Raw genomic sequence first — 15,122 nt, 5'->3', positions numbered from 1 at the left:
GTCTCAGTCGGGGGGCGGCGACGCGGGGGCGTCTTCGCGGACGCTTTCGAGGTCGGTGTCGCGGCGGAAGGGGTCGAGGCGGAAGACGCGGACGTCGCCCATGGACTCGCCGACCTCCAGCTTGAGGCCGTTGCGGTTGACCCGCGCGCGGGCCAGCTGCGCCTCGCAGTGGGCCGGGCAGGCGAGGCCGTAGTTCTTCAGCTCGCGGCGGGGCCCGTCGCTCCAGGGGGCGCCGATCTTGTAGACGGCCGTCTCCTCGCAGCGGGGCGCGGAGCAGATCGGGCGATAGTGGAAGCGTCTGGGCGGCTCCATCGCGGCGAGACTCCCCTTCGCGTTCCGGCTCGTTCCGGGCCGGGCAGGGGTCAGGATACCCGTGGAGGGCTTCGGGGGCAACGGCGACCGCGGGGGAGCGTGGGTCGCCGGCGGGCGGGGGCGGGAGTTCGGCCGGGGGCGTGTGCGAGGGCGGGGGCCGGAGAGGGCCGGTCGAGGCCGGCGGAGCCTCACCTGCGGACCTGGTTGGGATCGCTCTCGGTGCCGTCGAAGATGGTCTTGATGATGGTCTTCTTGCGGAGCGCCGCCAGCAGGGCCTTGCGCTCCTGCTCGGACTTCTCGACCTGGAGGGCCTGGCGGATCGGGCCCTGCAGCTCGGCGAACGAGGCCGGCCCGCCGGCGCGGCGCGACTCGACGCGGAGGAGGTGGTAGCTGTCCGGGCCCTCGACGACGTCGCTGGTCGTGTTCAGGGGGAGGGCCTCGATCGCCTTGTTGACCTCGGCCACGATGTAGCTGCCGGGCGCGGTCTCCATGAGGCCGCCGGCGGCCTTGGTGCGGGTCGGTCCCTCGCTCTCGGCGGCGGCGAGCCTGGCGAAGTCCTCGCCCTTGCGGAGCCGCACCAGCAGGTCGTCGATCTTCTTGCGGGCCTCGGCCGGCGTCGGGTGCCGCCGCTTGTCGACCAAAATCTCGCGCCAGACGATCGCGGCGGAGCGGTAGTTCTCCTTGTCGTCGATGTGCTGGTTGTAGTATTCGAGCATCTCGGGGAGGCCGACCTCGATCTTGCCGCCGAGCTTCTGCTGCATGAAGGCGTGGGCCAGGAACTCCTGGCGGAAGTTCTGCTGGATCGCCGTGAGCGAGCGGCCCTCCTCCTCGAACTTGCGCCGAAGCTGATACTCGGTCTCGACGGAGTTCTGGCGGAGCAGGGGGGGCAGCTCCTCGTCGTGCCAGAACTTGTCGGCGGCCTCGATGACCTTGGCGAGCTGCTTGTCGCTCCCCTTGAGCTGGTGCTTGGCCTCCTGGATCAGCAAAGACCGCTCGATGAGACCGGCGAGGACGTGCTTGGCGACCATGTTCTGCTCTTCGCGCGAGAGCTGGCTCGCCTTGCCGCCCTGCTTGCGGACGGTCTCCTTCACCGCGTAGACCAGCTCGCGGAGCGTGATCACCTCGTCGCCCACGCGGGCCGCGGAGCGGCCGGCCTCCTTCCACTGCGAGTCGTCGACGTCGGCCGCGAGGGCGGCCGACGTCGCGGAGACCTTCTGGACCGCGCCGTCCCCGCGAACGGGGATCGGTCGCGCGGCCGCCGAGGGACCGGGGGCGGGGGCGGGCTCGATCGGCGGCGGCTCGACGGCCGGGGCCGGCTCGGGCGCGGGTGCGGCCTGGGGTTTCTCGGGGGCCTTGACGCCGGCGGCCGCCGGATCGATGGCCGGCATCAACTCGGGGGCGGGGCCCAGCAAGGGGTCCTCGCCGGCCGGGACCGGTGCTGGCGCCGGGGCGACGGCGGCCGGCGGCTCGGACGCCGGTGCGGCGGCGGGCTCGGTCGCCTCGACGGGCGTGATGACCTCGGCGGACGCGGGCGCGGCGTCCGACTCGGCGGCCGGCGGCAGCGGCGCCGCGTCGTCGGCCGGGTCGGGGAGGGCCGGCATGGCTTCGGGCGCGGCGGCCGCCGCGGGTGCGGCGGCGAGCTGCCGGGGGGGCTCGCTCCAGCGAGTGGTCGCCGGCGCGGGGGCGGCCGTGGGTGCGGCGGCGCCGGATCTGCCGTCGGAAGACGCGATCTTCGGCGCCAGCCCGGTGGCCGGCCGCTTCGAGATGAGGGGGTGGCCCGACCAGTTCGGGTTCGAGGGATCCGGCAGCGTGGCCTTCGCCACGCCGGGGTTGCCGCCCCGGTTGATCGTGTCGTGGATCGACGGGATCGGCACGATCCCGACCGGGTCGCCCTCCGACCCGTCCGGCAGCTTGGCCGACCGCGATTGCGCGCAGCCGCCGACCACGAGTCCGGCCAGGGCCGCCGCGAGGAACTGTCTCTTCATGCTTCCGTCTCCATCCTTGGAGAGCCACGGCCCCGGCGCGCGGCCGGAGACCGGGATCGCCCGGCCCGTCGGGGCCGATCGCGACGCGTCGCGTCCATCTCTTGAAGCTCCGGGGCCGGCCGACTCACGAGATATGCCTGGGCCGGCCCGGCTCCCGTCCGTTCCGTCGGTTCGGAAGCGGGAGGTTCGCGGAATCTCGCGCCGAGCAGCATAGCCGAACGCCGATCCCCGGCAAGGTCGATCGCCGGGCCGCCCGCCGATTCGGGGCGGCCCAGCGCGATTCGAGTTCGGGCGGGCGGGCCCGGTCAGACCCGCCAGGCGTCGCGGAAGGGGCGGCTGCGCAGGCCGTCGGCCTCCTCGTCGTTCAGGACGGCGCCCTTGACCGGGTCGAAGTCGAGCTTGCGGCCCAGGATCCACGACGCGGCCGCGGCGTGGCAGGCGGTGTGGGAGTTCCGCATCACCTCGGCGTTCGCCGCCGGCTTCGCCCTCGACTTGATGCAGTCCAGCCAGTTCCGCGCGTGGCCGCCGACGTCCAGGCCACTGTCGGGCGTGCCGGCCGGCAGGTCCTTGAGCTTCGCCCGCAGCGACTCGGGCTGGATCTCGACGCCGCCGTTGTCGCCGGTCTCGACCCAGCCCTCCTCGCCGACGAACCGGACGGGGCAGGTCCCCAGCGAGGTGATCCAGCCGGTCCGCTCGCCGAACGGGGTCTTGAGGAAGTCGAGGATCAGCTCGACCCCGTTGGCGTACCTCGCCGTGATCTTGTTCTCGGAGGGCTCGAACGAGATCGGCGTGGTGGCGTCGGCGTCGTTGGCCCACTGGCAGAGGTCGACCGTGTGCGCGCCCCAGTCCAGCAGCCGCGCGCCCGAGTCGAAGTCGTACTGCCCGCGCCACTGGCCCTCGACGTAGGCGTGGTTGTAGGGCCGCCAGGGGGCGGGGCCCAGCCAGAGGTCCCAGTCGACGGCGTCCTTCTTCGGGGTCGGCTCGCCGGGGAGCCACTGGGTCGTGAACGACGGGGTGTAGACCGAGGCGTAGAGCGTCTTGAGCTTGCCCAGCTTGCCGCTTCGGGCCAGGTCGACCGCAAACTGGAAGTTGGGGACGCTCCGCCGCTGGGTGCCGGCCTGGAAGACGCGGCCGGTCTCCTTCATGACGTCGGCCAGCTTGCGGCAGAGGTCGATGGTCAGGCCGCAGGGCTTCTCGCTGTAGACGTCCTTGCCGGCCCGGGCGGCCAGGATCGAGGCGTGGGCGTGCCAGCGGTCGCCGGTGGCGATCAGGACCGCGTCGACGTCCTTGCGGTCGAGCAGCTCGCGGAAGTCGCGGAGGGCGACGCAATCCGAGTTCCCGTAGTGCTTGTCGACCCGGGCCTTGGCGGCGTCTCTCCGCTTCGCCTGGACGTCGCAGACCACGCGGCACTGGACGTCGGGCTGGGCGAGCATCGGCCCCAGGTCGTACGTGCAGCGCGGGCCGTAGCCGATCACGCCCAGGCCGATCCGCTCGCTGGCCGCGGCGACGCCCCCCTTGCCGAGCGCCCGCGCGGGGATGATTGTCGGGAAGGCCGCGGCGGCGCCCAGGGTCGCGGCGATGTTCAGGAAGCCTCGGCGACTGGAGCCGTCGCGGGGCCTGGCGTCGTTCGTCATGGCGGGTCCTCGGGGGATGGAAGGCGGACCGTCCTCGCACTGCGCCGACTGTAGCCCGCCCGGGGCCCGCGATCAACGCCCCGCACCGCCGGCTTGACGCCCCCGCCGATCGGGCCTTAGCTTCGTGGTCAGGACCGTCGACGATCGCCCCGAGGCTCGCCCAGGAGAGACGCCTTGTCCCCGACACCCATCCGGACGAGGCTCGTCGGCCTCGCCTTGCTTCTGATCCCGGCCGCCGGCCTCCCGGTCCTCGCGAGGGCCGAGGACGGCTCGGTCGTGGTCTACTCGGCGCTCGACCGCGAGTTCTCGGAGCCGATCCTGAAGGACCTGGCGAGGCGCGAGGCCCTGACGCTGCGGCCCAAGTTCGACGTCGAGAGCACCAAGACCGTCGGGCTGGTCAATGCGATCATGGCCGAGTCGGTCAACACCCGCTGCGACCTCTTCTGGAACAACGAGATCCTCAACACGATCCGGCTCAAGCGGAAGGGCTTGTTGCAGCCCTTCCAGCCGAAGTCGGCGGGCGACCTGCCGGCGACGTTCCGCGACCCCGACGGGACCTGGTACGGCTTCGCGGCGCGGGCGCGGGTGCTGATCGTCAACACCCGGTTCGTCCCCAAGCCCGAGCGTCCTCGGGGGATCGCCGACCTGGCCGGGTTCCGCTGGAACGGCCGCGTGGGGATCGCCAAGCCGCTCTTCGGCACGACCGCCACCCACGCCGCCTGCCTCTTCGCGGCCTGGGGCGACGACCGGGCCAAGGCCTTCTTCCGGAGCCTGAAGTCCAACGACGTCCAGGTCCTCTCGGGCAATCGCCAGGTCGCCGCGGCGGTCGGCTCGGGCCAGCTCGTCTTCGGGCTGACCGACACCGACGACGCCATGCTCGAGATCGAGGCCGGCAACCCCGTCGAGATCATCTACCCCGACCGCGAGCCGGGCGGGATCGGCACCCTGTTCATCCCCAACACGCTCGCCCTGATCAAGGACGCCCCCCACCCCGAGGCGGCGAGGAAGCTGGCCGACGCCATCCTGTCCGCCGAGGTCGAGAACCGCCTGGCCGATGGCCCGAGCGCCCAGATCCCCCTGCTCAAGTCGGCGACCAAGCCCGCCCGCGTCGAGACCCCGGCGACCGTCCACGCCATGGAGGTCGACTTCCAGGCCGCCGCCGACGCCTGGGACCGCGCCGCCGCGTTCCTGGCGAAGGAGTTCGCGGACTGACGTGGTGTTGGCTTCGGATCGGCTTCATTCGTCTCGAGAGCCAACGAAGCCGGTTGACTGAAGTCGATATTATATTAGAGGTTACGTCGATATTTCGGCGGTTTCGGCGGCTCCGGGATTTTTTCTTTTCAGAAGACCGGCGTGGGCGTCGGCCCCGAATAGTTGGCGAGGAAGGTCGGCACCGAGACGCCGACCGACGGCAGCGAGGCCCAGCTCTTCATCCCCGGGCGGGTCTGGACCATGTACGCCCAGTGGCCGATCTGGGTGCCGGACGAGGTGGTCGTGAACATCTGGTTCTCCATGGTCCACTGGCCGTGCTGGCGGGTCATCTCGCCGTAGCCCTGGACGACCCCCGTCGACGAGGTGAACGACAGGAGCACCCGACCCTGCGGCGTGACCGACCCCACGAGCGCGGAGCTGGCCGGCGAGCCGGGGCCGATCTGCGAGACCGTCTCGCCCCAGAAATAGCCGTTGCGATAGCCGCTGATGTGGTACACGGTCTGGTCGAGAACCGGCACGAGGCTCCCCGAGGCCGGGTCGAAGATCGTCGCGGGCAGGTTGGCCGTCGGCACGTACCAGTAGGTGTTCGCCAGCCATCCCCAGCGCGAGGCCGTCGGGCTCGGCTTGCCGACGTGGCTCACGAGCGCCGAGGCGTGCCGCGGGGGCGCCATCGGCGCGGCGTGGGCCATCGAGAGGAGCAATCGGCCTTCGAGCGGTTCCAGGTCGATCCGAGAGGCGCACCGTCGGGGAGGGGGGCGGTCCGTCATGGTCGTCGTGCTCGCGTGGGTTGGGTCGGCCCGCACGCGTCCGTCGGGGACGCGGAGTCGGGACTTCGGACGAGCCGGCCGCGGCCCCGCTCGTCCTCGGCGTCCTCAGGAGGCAGCTTAGAACAGGAAAACGTCGACGTCCGAAACCCTCTCGGATTCTCACGCCGGCCTCGACGACTCCCCGGGCCGCTCGGTGATCTCGCGCAAGACCTCCTGGGGAACATGGTCCACGAACGCGGATCAGAAAATCCCGCGAGCCCGGGTCCTCGAAATTCGTGGGCGTCGATCGACGCACGTCGAGGCTAAAATTTCCGAATCAAGCCTTCGGGCGTCGGCTCGATGATGGAAGGTCGAAACGGCGCGGCATCCAACCTCTTGATCAGGGCGTCGAGCTTCGCCTCCAGGACGTCGATCCGGGCCTCGGCCGTGGCGGCCCGGGAGTCGATCAGGACGTAGCCGTCCTTGATCACGTAACCGAGATTGAGGGTGCCGAGATAGCCCTTCAAGGCCTCGCCCAGGGGCTTCTCCTTGGATATCAGAGTCATCCTGACGGACGACATCGTTTGCTGCGTGACGCCGAGGCCGACCGGATTGACGTAAAACGGGATGCCGTCGTCGTCGGCCGAACTTGTCACCTTCTTGACGTGCTTCAACAGATCCTCCAGATCGATCCCTTCCGGGAAGTCGAGGTCGATCGGATTCTCCAGGGCGGCCTGGATGAGCTTGTTCCTGGCCTCCCGCTCCTCCGGCGTTAGAAGCCTCGGTGGTTTCGGGGTCGAGACGGGTGGTGACTTGCGCCCTTCCTCGGGTTTGGAAGCCGGAGCCTGCTGATGGCTTTCGGCCGAGGAGGGACCCGCCTGCTGGGCGAGCACGACCGAGCCGACCAGGCCGAGCGTGGCCAGCGAGGAGAAGACGATCGGCTTCAGGGACGAGAGCGTCATGGCGAGGATCGCTCCTTTCGCGAGGGACGAGACCGGGACGGGGATGGCCGCGAGCGACACGCCCGCGGCCTGGGCGAGCACGGTTTCGACGAGCAGGGCGGGCGGGGCCGCGGGGACGAGCGACGTCGGCACGGCGACGTCCTGCTTCTTCAGTCGGGCTTCGAGACGCTTGCGGGCGCGATGCAGCCGGCCCCGGAGCGTGGGCTCCGAAACGCCGAGCGTGCGTGCGGCCTGCTCGTAGGACAGGCCTTCGAGCCCGCAGAGGACCAGGGGACGGCGATCGCGATCCGGCAGGCGATCGATCTCGGCGTGGATCATCGCGGAATGGTCCGGGGCGCCGGCCCGGCCGACGACCCGATCCAGATTCGCGGGGTCGACGACGCGGAGGCGCGAGGCCCGCGACCGCGATCGTCGTCGCGCACGCCGGGCGACGCGGATCGCGACGCCGTGCAGCCAGGGGCCGAGCGACTCGGCCTTGCGGACGCCCTCGGCGTGGCGGACCAGGACTACGAAGACGGCCTGGAAGGCGTCGTCGGCCTCGGACGTGTCGCGGACGAGGCTGCGGCAGACGGAGTGGACCATCGCGCCATGGCGTTCCAGCAGGATGCGGAAGGCCTCGTCCCCGCCGGGGCGACGGGATCGATAGAGTTCCAGCAGCCGGGCGTCGGTCTCCTCGCCGAGCACGCCGAAGGTCATCAGCGCGTGCAGCGGGCCGGCGGCCGTGCGTCGTTTCGGGATCGTCATGGTGCGGCCTTCTCCCCGTGTTCCGATCGCCTCCATCCCCATAGTGCCCCGCCGGCCGCGATCCTCACACCGATTCGCCGGCCCGGGGCGGATTTCCTTTCGGGGGCCGGCCTTCGGCCGTTACAGTCGTAGGAGACGAGGCGGACGCGCCGGGGCGGCCCCCGGCGCGACGACCTCGGCCAATACGAGGGCTACGCCATGCTCGTCAGGGGATTCGGATCGGTCGCGCGCGGCGTGTTGCCGGTGCTCTTCGGGGGCCTCGTGATGCTCGGCCCGGCCCGCGGCGAGGACGGCGCCAAGCCGGAGCGGAAGTCGATCTACAACGCGGCCGCCGACGCCCGCGAGCAGGTCGACAAGGCCGCCGCCCGGGCCAAGAAGGACGGTAAGCGCGTGCTCCTGATGTTCGGCGGCGACTGGTGCGGCTGGTGCCACAAGCTGCACGGGCTGTTCGAGAAGGACCGCGAGATCGCCACGCTGCTGTCCAACGAATACGTCCTCACGATGATCGACACCAAGGCCCGCAACGCCGAGCCCCTGCTGGCGGAGACGTCCAAGGGCCAGGACGGCGTCGGCTTCCCGTTCCTCGCCGTGCTCGACGCCGACGGCAAGCTCCTCGTCGGCCAGAAGACCGACCCGCTCGAAGAGGGCGACCACCACGACCCGGCCAAGGTGAAGGCGTTCCTCGCCAAGTGGAAGGCCGAGCCGAAGGACGCCGAGTCCGTCGTCAGCGACGCCCTGGCGCGGGCGACGGCCGAGGACAAGCGCGTCTTCCTCAGCTTCGGAGCCCCCTGGTGCGGCTGGTGCCATCGCCTGGAAGACTTTTTGGCCCTCCCCGAGCCCGCGAAGGCCCTCGCCGACGACTTCATCGTCGCCAAGGTCGACGTCGACCGCATGACCCACGGCAAGGACGTCATGAAGCGCTATCGCCCCGACGACTCCGGCGGCATCCCCTGGTTCGTCGTCCTCGACGCCAAGGGCCAGGCCAGGGGCACGGCCGACGCCTCGTTCGGCAACATCGGCTACCCGGTCGAGCCCCAGGAGATCGAGGCCTTCCTCAAGCTCTTCGAGTCGCAAGGCACCCTGGAGCCCGCCCAGCTCGCAACCCTCAAGAAGAGCCTCGAAGCGGCCGCCGCCCAGATCAAGGCCGACATGGCGAAGCGCAAGGCGGGGTGATGGGCTGAAGGGCTGAATTCACCTTCTCCCCTCGTGGGAGAAGGTGGCCCGAAGGGCCGGATGAGGGGATCCTCAAGGCTGGCCTTCACGTCGCTGGCTTCTAGTCCCGCCCCCCTCATCCGCCGCTGCGCGGCACCTTCTCCCACGAGGGGAGAAGGAGGCCTGGCATCCGCCCTTGAAGTCTTTTTGTCAGGACGCGACCCTGGAGAATCGGATGCGCGCGGCTCGATATGCGACCTTCATCCTGATCGCGACGGCTGGGGTTTTGGGGGTTGCGGGACGGGAAGCGTGCGGGCAGACGGCCTCGCCGTGGGGCGTCAGTTCCTCGGCGAGCGGCTACGGGGACCATGCCGAGTGGCTGCCGAAAGCGGCCGCGGCAGGGGTGCGGACGGTCCGGCTCTTCCCCGAATGGGGGGCCCTGGAGCCGAAGAAGGGGGAGTTCCAGTGGCAGTCGGCCGACACGCTCGTCGGGGCGGCTTCGGCGAATCGGATCGAGCTGGAAGCGGTCCTCATGGGCGGTGCCCGCTGGGCGGGCGGCAAGCCGCACGCGTTCCCGATGGCGAACCTGGCGGACTGGTCCGACTTCGTCGCGGCCGCGGCCGGACGATACCGGGGGAAGGTCCGGCGCTGAGAGGTCTGGAACGAGGGGAACGGCGGGTTCAACGACGACCATCACACGACCGCCGACTACGCCCGGCTGGCGGCCGCGACGTATGAGGCGGCCCGGCGCGGTGATCCGGAGGCCCGGGTGGGCCTGACGGTCGCCAGCTTCGACGCCCCTTATCTGCTGCGGGCGATCCGGGCGATGGCGGACGCGGGCAAGCCCGACGCCTTCGACTTCCTGTGCATCCACCCCTACGAGATCGCCGACGGCCTGTCGGACCCCGACGGCGAGATCCCCTTCCTGGGGATGACCCGGCTCCTCCGCGACGCCCTCAGGGACGCCTCGCCCGGGAAGGCCGACGCCGAGATCTGGATCACCGAGATCGGCCGGAGGCTCGACGGCCAGGCGGTCAAGGAGGTCGACGCCGCCCGGGCGCTGGTGAAACTCTACGCGATGGCCATGGCGCAGGGGGTCGCGCGGACGCTCTGGTTCGAGGCCCGCGACCCGGCCGGCGAGGAGCCGGGGTTCGGCCTGATCGACCGGGCGGGGCGCGATCGCGAGTCGTACAAGGCGCTCCGGATGATGGCGAAGATGATGGGCCCGACCCCCCGCTACCTCGGCTGGCTGGCCCTCGGCGTCGGCGGCCGGGGCTACGGATTCCTCTTTGAGTGTCCCAGCGGGCCGGTGCTCGTGGCCTGGATGCCGGCGGGGGCGACCGACAACAGCCTGGCCTTCGACGGCGACGTCTCGGTCGCCGCCCTGCCAGTGGGGCTGTACTACCTGCTGCGGAAGGGACAGCAGCTGCCGTTGACCAACTCGCCCGTGATCCTCCAGGGCATCCCCCGCGACCTCGTCGCGCAGGCGCAGCGGACGAAGCCCTTCCCCTGGGGCGGCGACCATTCGCGGGCGAAGCGCGTCGTGTTCGAGGCCGACGGCCTGCCGACGACCCGCGGCCTGCACCAGGTCCGTGGCGCGTCGACCCCGCCCCACCTGTTCCCCGACGGCTCGACGGGCGTCCGGCTGGCGAGCAACCAGGCCGCGAGCTTCTACGTCCACCCGTCGTTCGCCGCGCTCAAGGACCGCGAGTTCTACGTCCGAGTCGCCGTCCGCCGCCTCGGGCCCGGAAACCTGGGCATGAACCTTCGCTATGAGGTCGCCGACGGCCAGGGGGCGAACCCCTACCGCAATCGCGGCGATTGGTTCGCGGTCTCCGACGATCCCGGCTGGCAGACCCACACCTGGCGCGTCGCCGACGCCAGCTTCGCGAAGATGTGGGGATATGACTTCAGCTTCGTCCCCGAGCAGTCCGTGCCGTTCGTGATCGGCAAGGTCGAGGTGAGCAAGACTCCGTTCGAGTAGCCGACCCGGTGGGTTGCCTCAGCCCTTACCTCCCAGAAGTTCTTTCACGAGCGCGGCGATCTCGGGCGTCTTGACCGGGTCTTCGCCGAGCGGGACGTAGGCCTTCTTGGCGTCGACGACGCGGATCCGGCCCTTGTTGCGCTTGGCGAGCGACTCGATCTTCTTCGCGTTGCGGTAGGTGAAGACGACGTATTCGCCCTCGACGTGGATCCGTTCGAGCTTCCAGCCGCCGGCGAGGATCCGGATCTCGGCCTCGGCGAGGAGGTTCTCGGCCGGCTTCGGGGGCGGGCCGAAGCGGTCGTCCAGCTCCTTGCGGAAGTCGGCCAGATGGTCGAGGCTGCGCAGGCGGGCCAGGCGGCGGTACAGCTCCAGCTTGAGCCGGGGGGCCGGGACGTAGTCGCGTGGCAGGTACGCGCGCCACTTCAGCTCGACGGAGCAGTCGAACAGGGGCTTGTCCGGCTGCTTCGTCGCCGACCGCACGGCCGATTCGAGGAGCGAGCAGTACAGCTCGTAGCCGACGCTCTCGATGTGGCCGGACTGCTCGGCCCCCAGGATGTTGCCGGCGCCGCGGATCTCCAGGTCCCGGAGGGCGATCTTGAAGCCCGCGCCCAGCGACGTGAACTCCTCGATGGCCTTCAGCCGCTTCACGGCGTTGGGGGTCACCGGGCGGTCGGATTCGAGCAGCAGGTAGGCGTACGCGCGGTGCTTGAAGCGGCCCACGCGGCCGCGGAGTTGGTGCAGATCGGCCAGGCCGTACTTGTCGGCCTCGTTGATGAAGATGGTGTTGGCGTTGGGGATGTCCAGGCCGCTCTCGATGATCGTGGTGGCGACCAAAACGTCGAACTCGCGGCGGATGAACCGCATCATCGTCCGCTCCAAGGTCTCGCCGGTCATCTGGCCGTGCGCGAACTCGATCTTGGCGTCGGGGACGATCGCGCGGAGCTTGTCGACGACGGTCTGGATGTCGTAGATCCGGTTGTGGACGAAGTAGACCTGGCCGTTGCGGTTCAGCTCGCGGTTGATCGCGCGCTTGATCGTGTCCGGGTCGTAGCGGAGGATCCGGGTCTCGATCGCCTTGCGGTCCGAGGGGGGGGTCTCCAGGTTCGAGATGTCGCGGATCCCCAGCAGGCTCATGTGCAGGGTGCGCGGGATCGGCGTGGCCGAGAGGGTCAGCACGTCGACCGTCGACCGCAGGGTCTTGAGCCACTCCTTGTCCTCGACGCCGAACCGCTGCTCCTCGTCGACGACGATCAGGCCCAGGTCCTTGAAGGCGACGTCCTTCTGCAGGATCCGGTGGGTGCCGATCAGGATGTCGACCTTCCCCTCGGCGGCCCGCTTGAGGATCTCCTTGACCTCGGACTTGGGCCGGAAGCGGTTGACGCACTCGATGACGAACGGGAACTCGCCCATCCGCGCGGCGAAGCTGCGGTGGTGCTGCTCCGACAGGATCGTCGTCGGCACGAGCACGCCGACCTGCTTGCCGGCGTCGACCGCCTTGAACGCGGCGCGGATGGCGACCTCGGTCTTGCCGTAGCCGACGTCGCCGCAGATCAGGCGGTCCATCGGCTTGGTCTCGGCCATGTCGGCCTTGAGCGCCTCGATCGCCGAGAGCTGGTCGGGGGTCTCGTCGAACGGGAAGGCGGCCTCGAACTCGGCCATCCAGTGGCTGTCCTCGGCCGGGTAGGCGAAGCCGGGCTGGCTGGCGCGGTCGGCCTGGATGTCGAGCAGCTCCTGGGCCAGGTCGACGACCGCGTCGGCCACCCGCTTCTTCCGCTTCTCCCAGGCCGACGAGCCGATCTTCGAGAGCGGGGGGGTCGCCTTGCCGCCGCCGACGTACTTCTGGACGAGGTCGATCTTGACGATCGGGACGAACAGCCGCGTCCCCTCGGCGAACTCCAGGAGCAGCGTCTCCTCGGCGTGCTCGCTCGTCTTGACGACGAACTGGAGGCCGAGGTAGCGGGCGATCCCGTGATTGACGTGGACGACCAGGTCGCCCTCGTTGAGGTCGAGGAAGCTGTCGATCGCGCGGGTCTCGTACCGTCGCCGCGAGGTCGTGCGGCGGACGTCGGCGCGGGCGAACAGCTCGTGGTCGGCGATGACGAGGGAGTCGGCGGACGTCAGGTGGAAGCCGGCCCGGATCCGGCCCACCGTCGTCGTCAGCCGGCCCTCGCGGGCCAGCTCGGAGTCGGCGAAGACCTCGCGGAGGCGGTCGGCCTCGCCGACGTTGTGGCAGGCGATCAGCACCCGGTCGCCGCCGGCCGCCGACTCCAGCTCGGCCTTCACCCTCGCCAGCTCGCCGGAGAACCGCTCGACGCTCTCGATCCGCAGGTGGCACGTCGCCTCCAGCGAGTCGGCCGCGAGCGCCGAGAGCGCGATCGTCGGCCGCCGGATCAGGCGCTCGAAGGTGGCCTCAACCGAGTACAGCCCGCGGAGGTCGTCGACGCGGCTCAGGTACGACCGCCCCTCCTCGCGGAGGTCGGGCTGCTCGACGAGGACCACCCAGGTCCCTTCGGGGAAGGCGTCGGTCGCCGGGCCGTAGTCGTCGAGGTGGGCCTCGTCGAACGTGGGCGGGACGGCGATCGTCACGTTCCGCCAGCGGTCGAGCGAGCGCTGGGTCTCGGCGTCGAAGGGGCGGATCGACTCGATCTCGTCGCCGAAGAACTCGATGCGGACGGGGTCGGTGGCGTCGGTCGGGAAGACGTCGAAGATGCCGCCCCGCATGCTGAACTCGCCGGGGACCTCGACGACCTCCACCCGCTGCATCCCCCGGTCCATCAGCCAGGCGCCCAGCTCCTCGATCGGGGCGACGTCGCCGACCTCCAGCCGGCGCGACATGCGGCGGAGGACGTCGGGCTTGGGGACGGGCTGGAGCAGGGCCTGCATCGACGCGATCACGACCTTGGGCGGCATCCCGCCCGCCAGCCGGCCGACCGCCCGCAGCCTCGCGCCGAAGACCTCGTCGCGGGCGTCCTGCTCGCGCGGCAGCCGGTCCCAGGCGGGCAGGACCTCGGGCTTGAGCCCCGAGAAGACGGCGACGTCGTCGCGGAAGTCGTCGACGTCGCCGACGTGGGCCATCACGACGACCAGCGTCGTCGGCGCATGCAGCGCGAGCGCGCCGGCGACGAGCCCGGCGGCCGAGCCCCAGGCCCCGTCGATCGTCGCGGCGCGGCCGTTGCGCAGGGCGGCGATGACTTCCGGGAAGCCTTGCGCCTGCTGGATCAGCCGGGTCAGATCCTTCAGCTGTTCGGCCGCGGGGGGGGCCGCGGCGGGTCGACTCGGCGAAACCCTGGGCATCGGAGACTCTTCACGAGGTTCACGTCGCCGCCGATCCCCGCGGATCCGGCCGGTGGGAGGCGTCCTTCTGCATTCTAGGCGCGAACGCGGCCGACGCCTACTCGGCCGCCGCCCTCGGGCCCCGGGCGACCCGGAGCCGGCCGCGGGCCGCTCGCGCGGCCGGGGCGGGGGGCGTGGGGTGGCCGGCCTCGGCGCGGGGGCGGGCGGCCGCCTCCTTCGCCAGGCGGTCGAGGGCGACGATCAGGTCGTCCATCGCGCAGGGGAGGTCCAGGCAGGCCGAGGCCCCCGACTCGCGCGCCATCGAGACCGCGGCGCGGTCGGCGAAGCCCAAAAGCGCCACGACCGGCCCCAGCCGGCTGCGACGCTCCAGCCGCTCGTCCCACCGCGGCTCCAGCACCGGCACGTCCCAGACCGTGAGCCGCAGGCCGTCGTCCCAGGCCGTCGGCTCGGGCGTCGAGGCCAGGTGATCCTCGCCGACCGCCCGGTAGCCGGCGCGCAGGCAGGCCTCGCAGAGGACCTGCCGCAGCTCGTAGTCGGTGCTGACGACGTCCACGCCGATCGCCTCGCCGATCTCGCGGCGATTCCGCCCCGGGATCTGGCCGAGCATGCGATCGAGCTGGCGGGGGAGGGTCTCGGCCGCGGTGGCCTCGGGCGTGACCAGCTCGACCAGGCCGGCGCAGCGCTCGATCTCGGCGTAGCGGACGTAGGGGCTCACGCAGAGGACGATCCGCGGCCAGTTCTCCGGCCCCAGGCCGCGCCGGAGGTCTTCCAGGCGGGCGACGTCGGCCCCGGTGAGCCGCGAGCGGTGCAGGACCAGGATGTTCGTCCGGCCCCCGCCGCCGTCCTCCGCCTCGAAGGCCCGTCGCGGGAGTTCGGACCCGTGCTGCTCGCAGGCGACGACGTCGAAGCGGGAGAGCGCCTGGGCGAGGTCGGCGACCCAGGGGTCGCTCAGGTCGCCCGCGAATCCGATCGTCGGGGAGGTCGTGTCCATCTCCGGAAGTCCCTCCTTGGGGGGCTCGCGCCCGGCCGCGTCGTGCGAGACCAGGGCGCAAGCAGCGAACATCCCTACCAGAATCGCCCGTCGTCGACAACCGGGA

Annotated in this window: 11 protein-coding genes; 4 read left to right on the top strand and 7 right to left on the bottom strand. The window is 71.0% G+C overall.

Going from position 1 to position 15,122, the window contains the following annotated elements; genetic code table 11:
• Window positions 1-3: 3 nt before the first annotated feature.
• From PZE19_RS22395 to PZE19_RS22385, 3 genes are all read right to left on the bottom strand, one after another.
• On the bottom strand, window positions 4-312 hold the full coding sequence (locus tag PZE19_RS22395) for a hypothetical protein (protein ID WP_277862827.1): 309 nt from the start codon (window positions 310-312) through the stop codon (window positions 4-6).
• Between the two features lie 188 nt (window positions 313-500).
• Complete coding sequence (locus tag PZE19_RS22390) at window positions 501-2,297, bottom strand: peptidylprolyl isomerase (protein ID WP_277862826.1); 1,797 nt, start codon at window positions 2,295-2,297, stop codon at window positions 501-503.
• A gap of 305 nt (window positions 2,298-2,602) precedes the next feature.
• On the bottom strand, window positions 2,603-3,931 hold the full coding sequence (locus tag PZE19_RS22385) for a Gfo/Idh/MocA family protein (RefSeq protein WP_277862825.1): 1,329 nt from the start codon (window positions 3,929-3,931) through the stop codon (window positions 2,603-2,605).
• 174 nt (window positions 3,932-4,105) lie between these two features.
• Here PZE19_RS22385 and PZE19_RS22380 point away from each other — a divergent pair, with 174 nt between their 5' ends.
• Window positions 4,106-5,143, top strand: a complete 1,038-nt coding sequence (locus PZE19_RS22380) for an extracellular solute-binding protein (protein WP_277862824.1) — start codon at window positions 4,106-4,108, stop codon at window positions 5,141-5,143.
• Between the two features lie 128 nt (window positions 5,144-5,271).
• Here PZE19_RS22380 and PZE19_RS22375 read toward each other — a convergent pair whose 3' ends face one another.
• Together PZE19_RS22375 and PZE19_RS22370 are read right to left on the bottom strand one after the other, a co-directional pair.
• Window positions 5,272-5,910: a hypothetical protein gene (locus PZE19_RS22375; RefSeq protein WP_277862823.1), complete on the bottom strand. Its 639-nt coding sequence runs from the start codon at window positions 5,908-5,910 to the stop codon at window positions 5,272-5,274.
• A gap of 302 nt (window positions 5,911-6,212) precedes the next feature.
• A complete protein-coding gene (locus PZE19_RS22370; protein WP_277862822.1) occupies window positions 6,213-7,595 on the bottom strand; it encodes an RNA polymerase sigma factor in 1,383 nt (460 codons plus the stop codon).
• A gap of 198 nt (window positions 7,596-7,793) precedes the next feature.
• Here PZE19_RS22370 and PZE19_RS22365 point away from each other — a divergent pair, with 198 nt between their 5' ends.
• The 3 genes from PZE19_RS22365 to PZE19_RS22355 all read left to right on the top strand — a co-directional run bounded on the left by PZE19_RS22365 (window position 7,794) and on the right by PZE19_RS22355 (window position 10,731).
• The gene (locus tag PZE19_RS22365) at window positions 7,794-8,768 is read left to right on the top strand and encodes a thioredoxin family protein (RefSeq protein WP_277862821.1); all 975 of its coding nucleotides are present in this window, start codon (window positions 7,794-7,796) and stop codon (window positions 8,766-8,768) included.
• 214 nt (window positions 8,769-8,982) lie between these two features.
• Complete coding sequence (locus PZE19_RS22360) at window positions 8,983-9,399, top strand: hypothetical protein (protein WP_277862820.1); 417 nt, start codon at window positions 8,983-8,985, stop codon at window positions 9,397-9,399.
• A gap of 117 nt (window positions 9,400-9,516) precedes the next feature.
• Window positions 9,517-10,731 carry a hypothetical protein gene (locus PZE19_RS22355; protein WP_277862819.1) on the top strand — a complete coding sequence of 405 codons (1,215 nt, stop codon included), beginning with the start codon at window positions 9,517-9,519 and terminating at the stop codon, window positions 10,729-10,731.
• Between the two features lie 18 nt (window positions 10,732-10,749).
• Here the strand turns inward: PZE19_RS22355 and mfd are convergent, their stop codons facing one another.
• Window positions 10,750-14,025 carry a transcription-repair coupling factor gene (mfd, locus tag PZE19_RS22350; protein WP_277862818.1) on the bottom strand — a complete coding sequence of 1,092 codons (3,276 nt, stop codon included), beginning with the start codon at window positions 14,023-14,025 and terminating at the stop codon, window positions 10,750-10,752.
• A 97-nt stretch (window positions 14,026-14,122) separates the two neighbouring features.
• The gene (locus PZE19_RS22345; RefSeq protein ID WP_277862817.1) at window positions 14,123-15,016 is read right to left on the bottom strand and encodes an ANTAR domain-containing protein; all 894 of its coding nucleotides are present in this window, start codon (window positions 15,014-15,016) and stop codon (window positions 14,123-14,125) included.
• Between the last annotated feature and the right edge of the window lie 106 nt (window positions 15,017-15,122).

This window comes from Paludisphaera mucosa, assembly GCF_029589435.1.
Taxonomy (GTDB): domain Bacteria; phylum Planctomycetota; class Planctomycetia; order Isosphaerales; family Isosphaeraceae; genus Paludisphaera; species Paludisphaera mucosa.
Note: the sequence above shows the minus strand (reverse complement) of the source record. Positions and strands in the feature narration are given on the sequence as shown.

Bases quoted from the DNA above. Each gene is read 5' to 3' on its own strand.
- PZE19_RS22395 (WP_277862827.1), bottom strand. From the start codon at position 312: ATGGAGCCGCCCAGACGCTTCCACTATCGCCCGATCTGCTCCGCGCCC.
- PZE19_RS22390 (WP_277862826.1), bottom strand. From the start codon at position 2,297: ATGAAGAGACAGTTCCTCGCGGCGGCCCTGGCCGGACTCGTGGTCGGC.
- PZE19_RS22385 (WP_277862825.1), bottom strand. From the start codon at position 3,931: ATGACGAACGACGCCAGGCCCCGCGACGGCTCCAGTCGCCGAGGCTTC.
- PZE19_RS22375 (WP_277862823.1), bottom strand. From the start codon at position 5,910: ATGACGGACCGCCCCCCTCCCCGACGGTGCGCCTCTCGGATCGACCTG.
- PZE19_RS22370 (WP_277862822.1), bottom strand. From the start codon at position 7,595: ATGACGATCCCGAAACGACGCACGGCCGCCGGCCCGCTGCACGCGCTG.
- PZE19_RS22365 (WP_277862821.1), top strand. From the start codon at position 7,794: ATGCTCGTCAGGGGATTCGGATCGGTCGCGCGCGGCGTGTTGCCGGTG.
- PZE19_RS22360 (WP_277862820.1), top strand. From the start codon at position 8,983: ATGCGCGCGGCTCGATATGCGACCTTCATCCTGATCGCGACGGCTGGG.
- mfd (WP_277862818.1), bottom strand. From the start codon at position 14,025: ATGCCCAGGGTTTCGCCGAGTCGACCCGCCGCGGCCCCCCCCGCGGCC.
- PZE19_RS22345 (WP_277862817.1), bottom strand. From the start codon at position 15,016: ATGGACACGACCTCCCCGACGATCGGATTCGCGGGCGACCTGAGCGAC.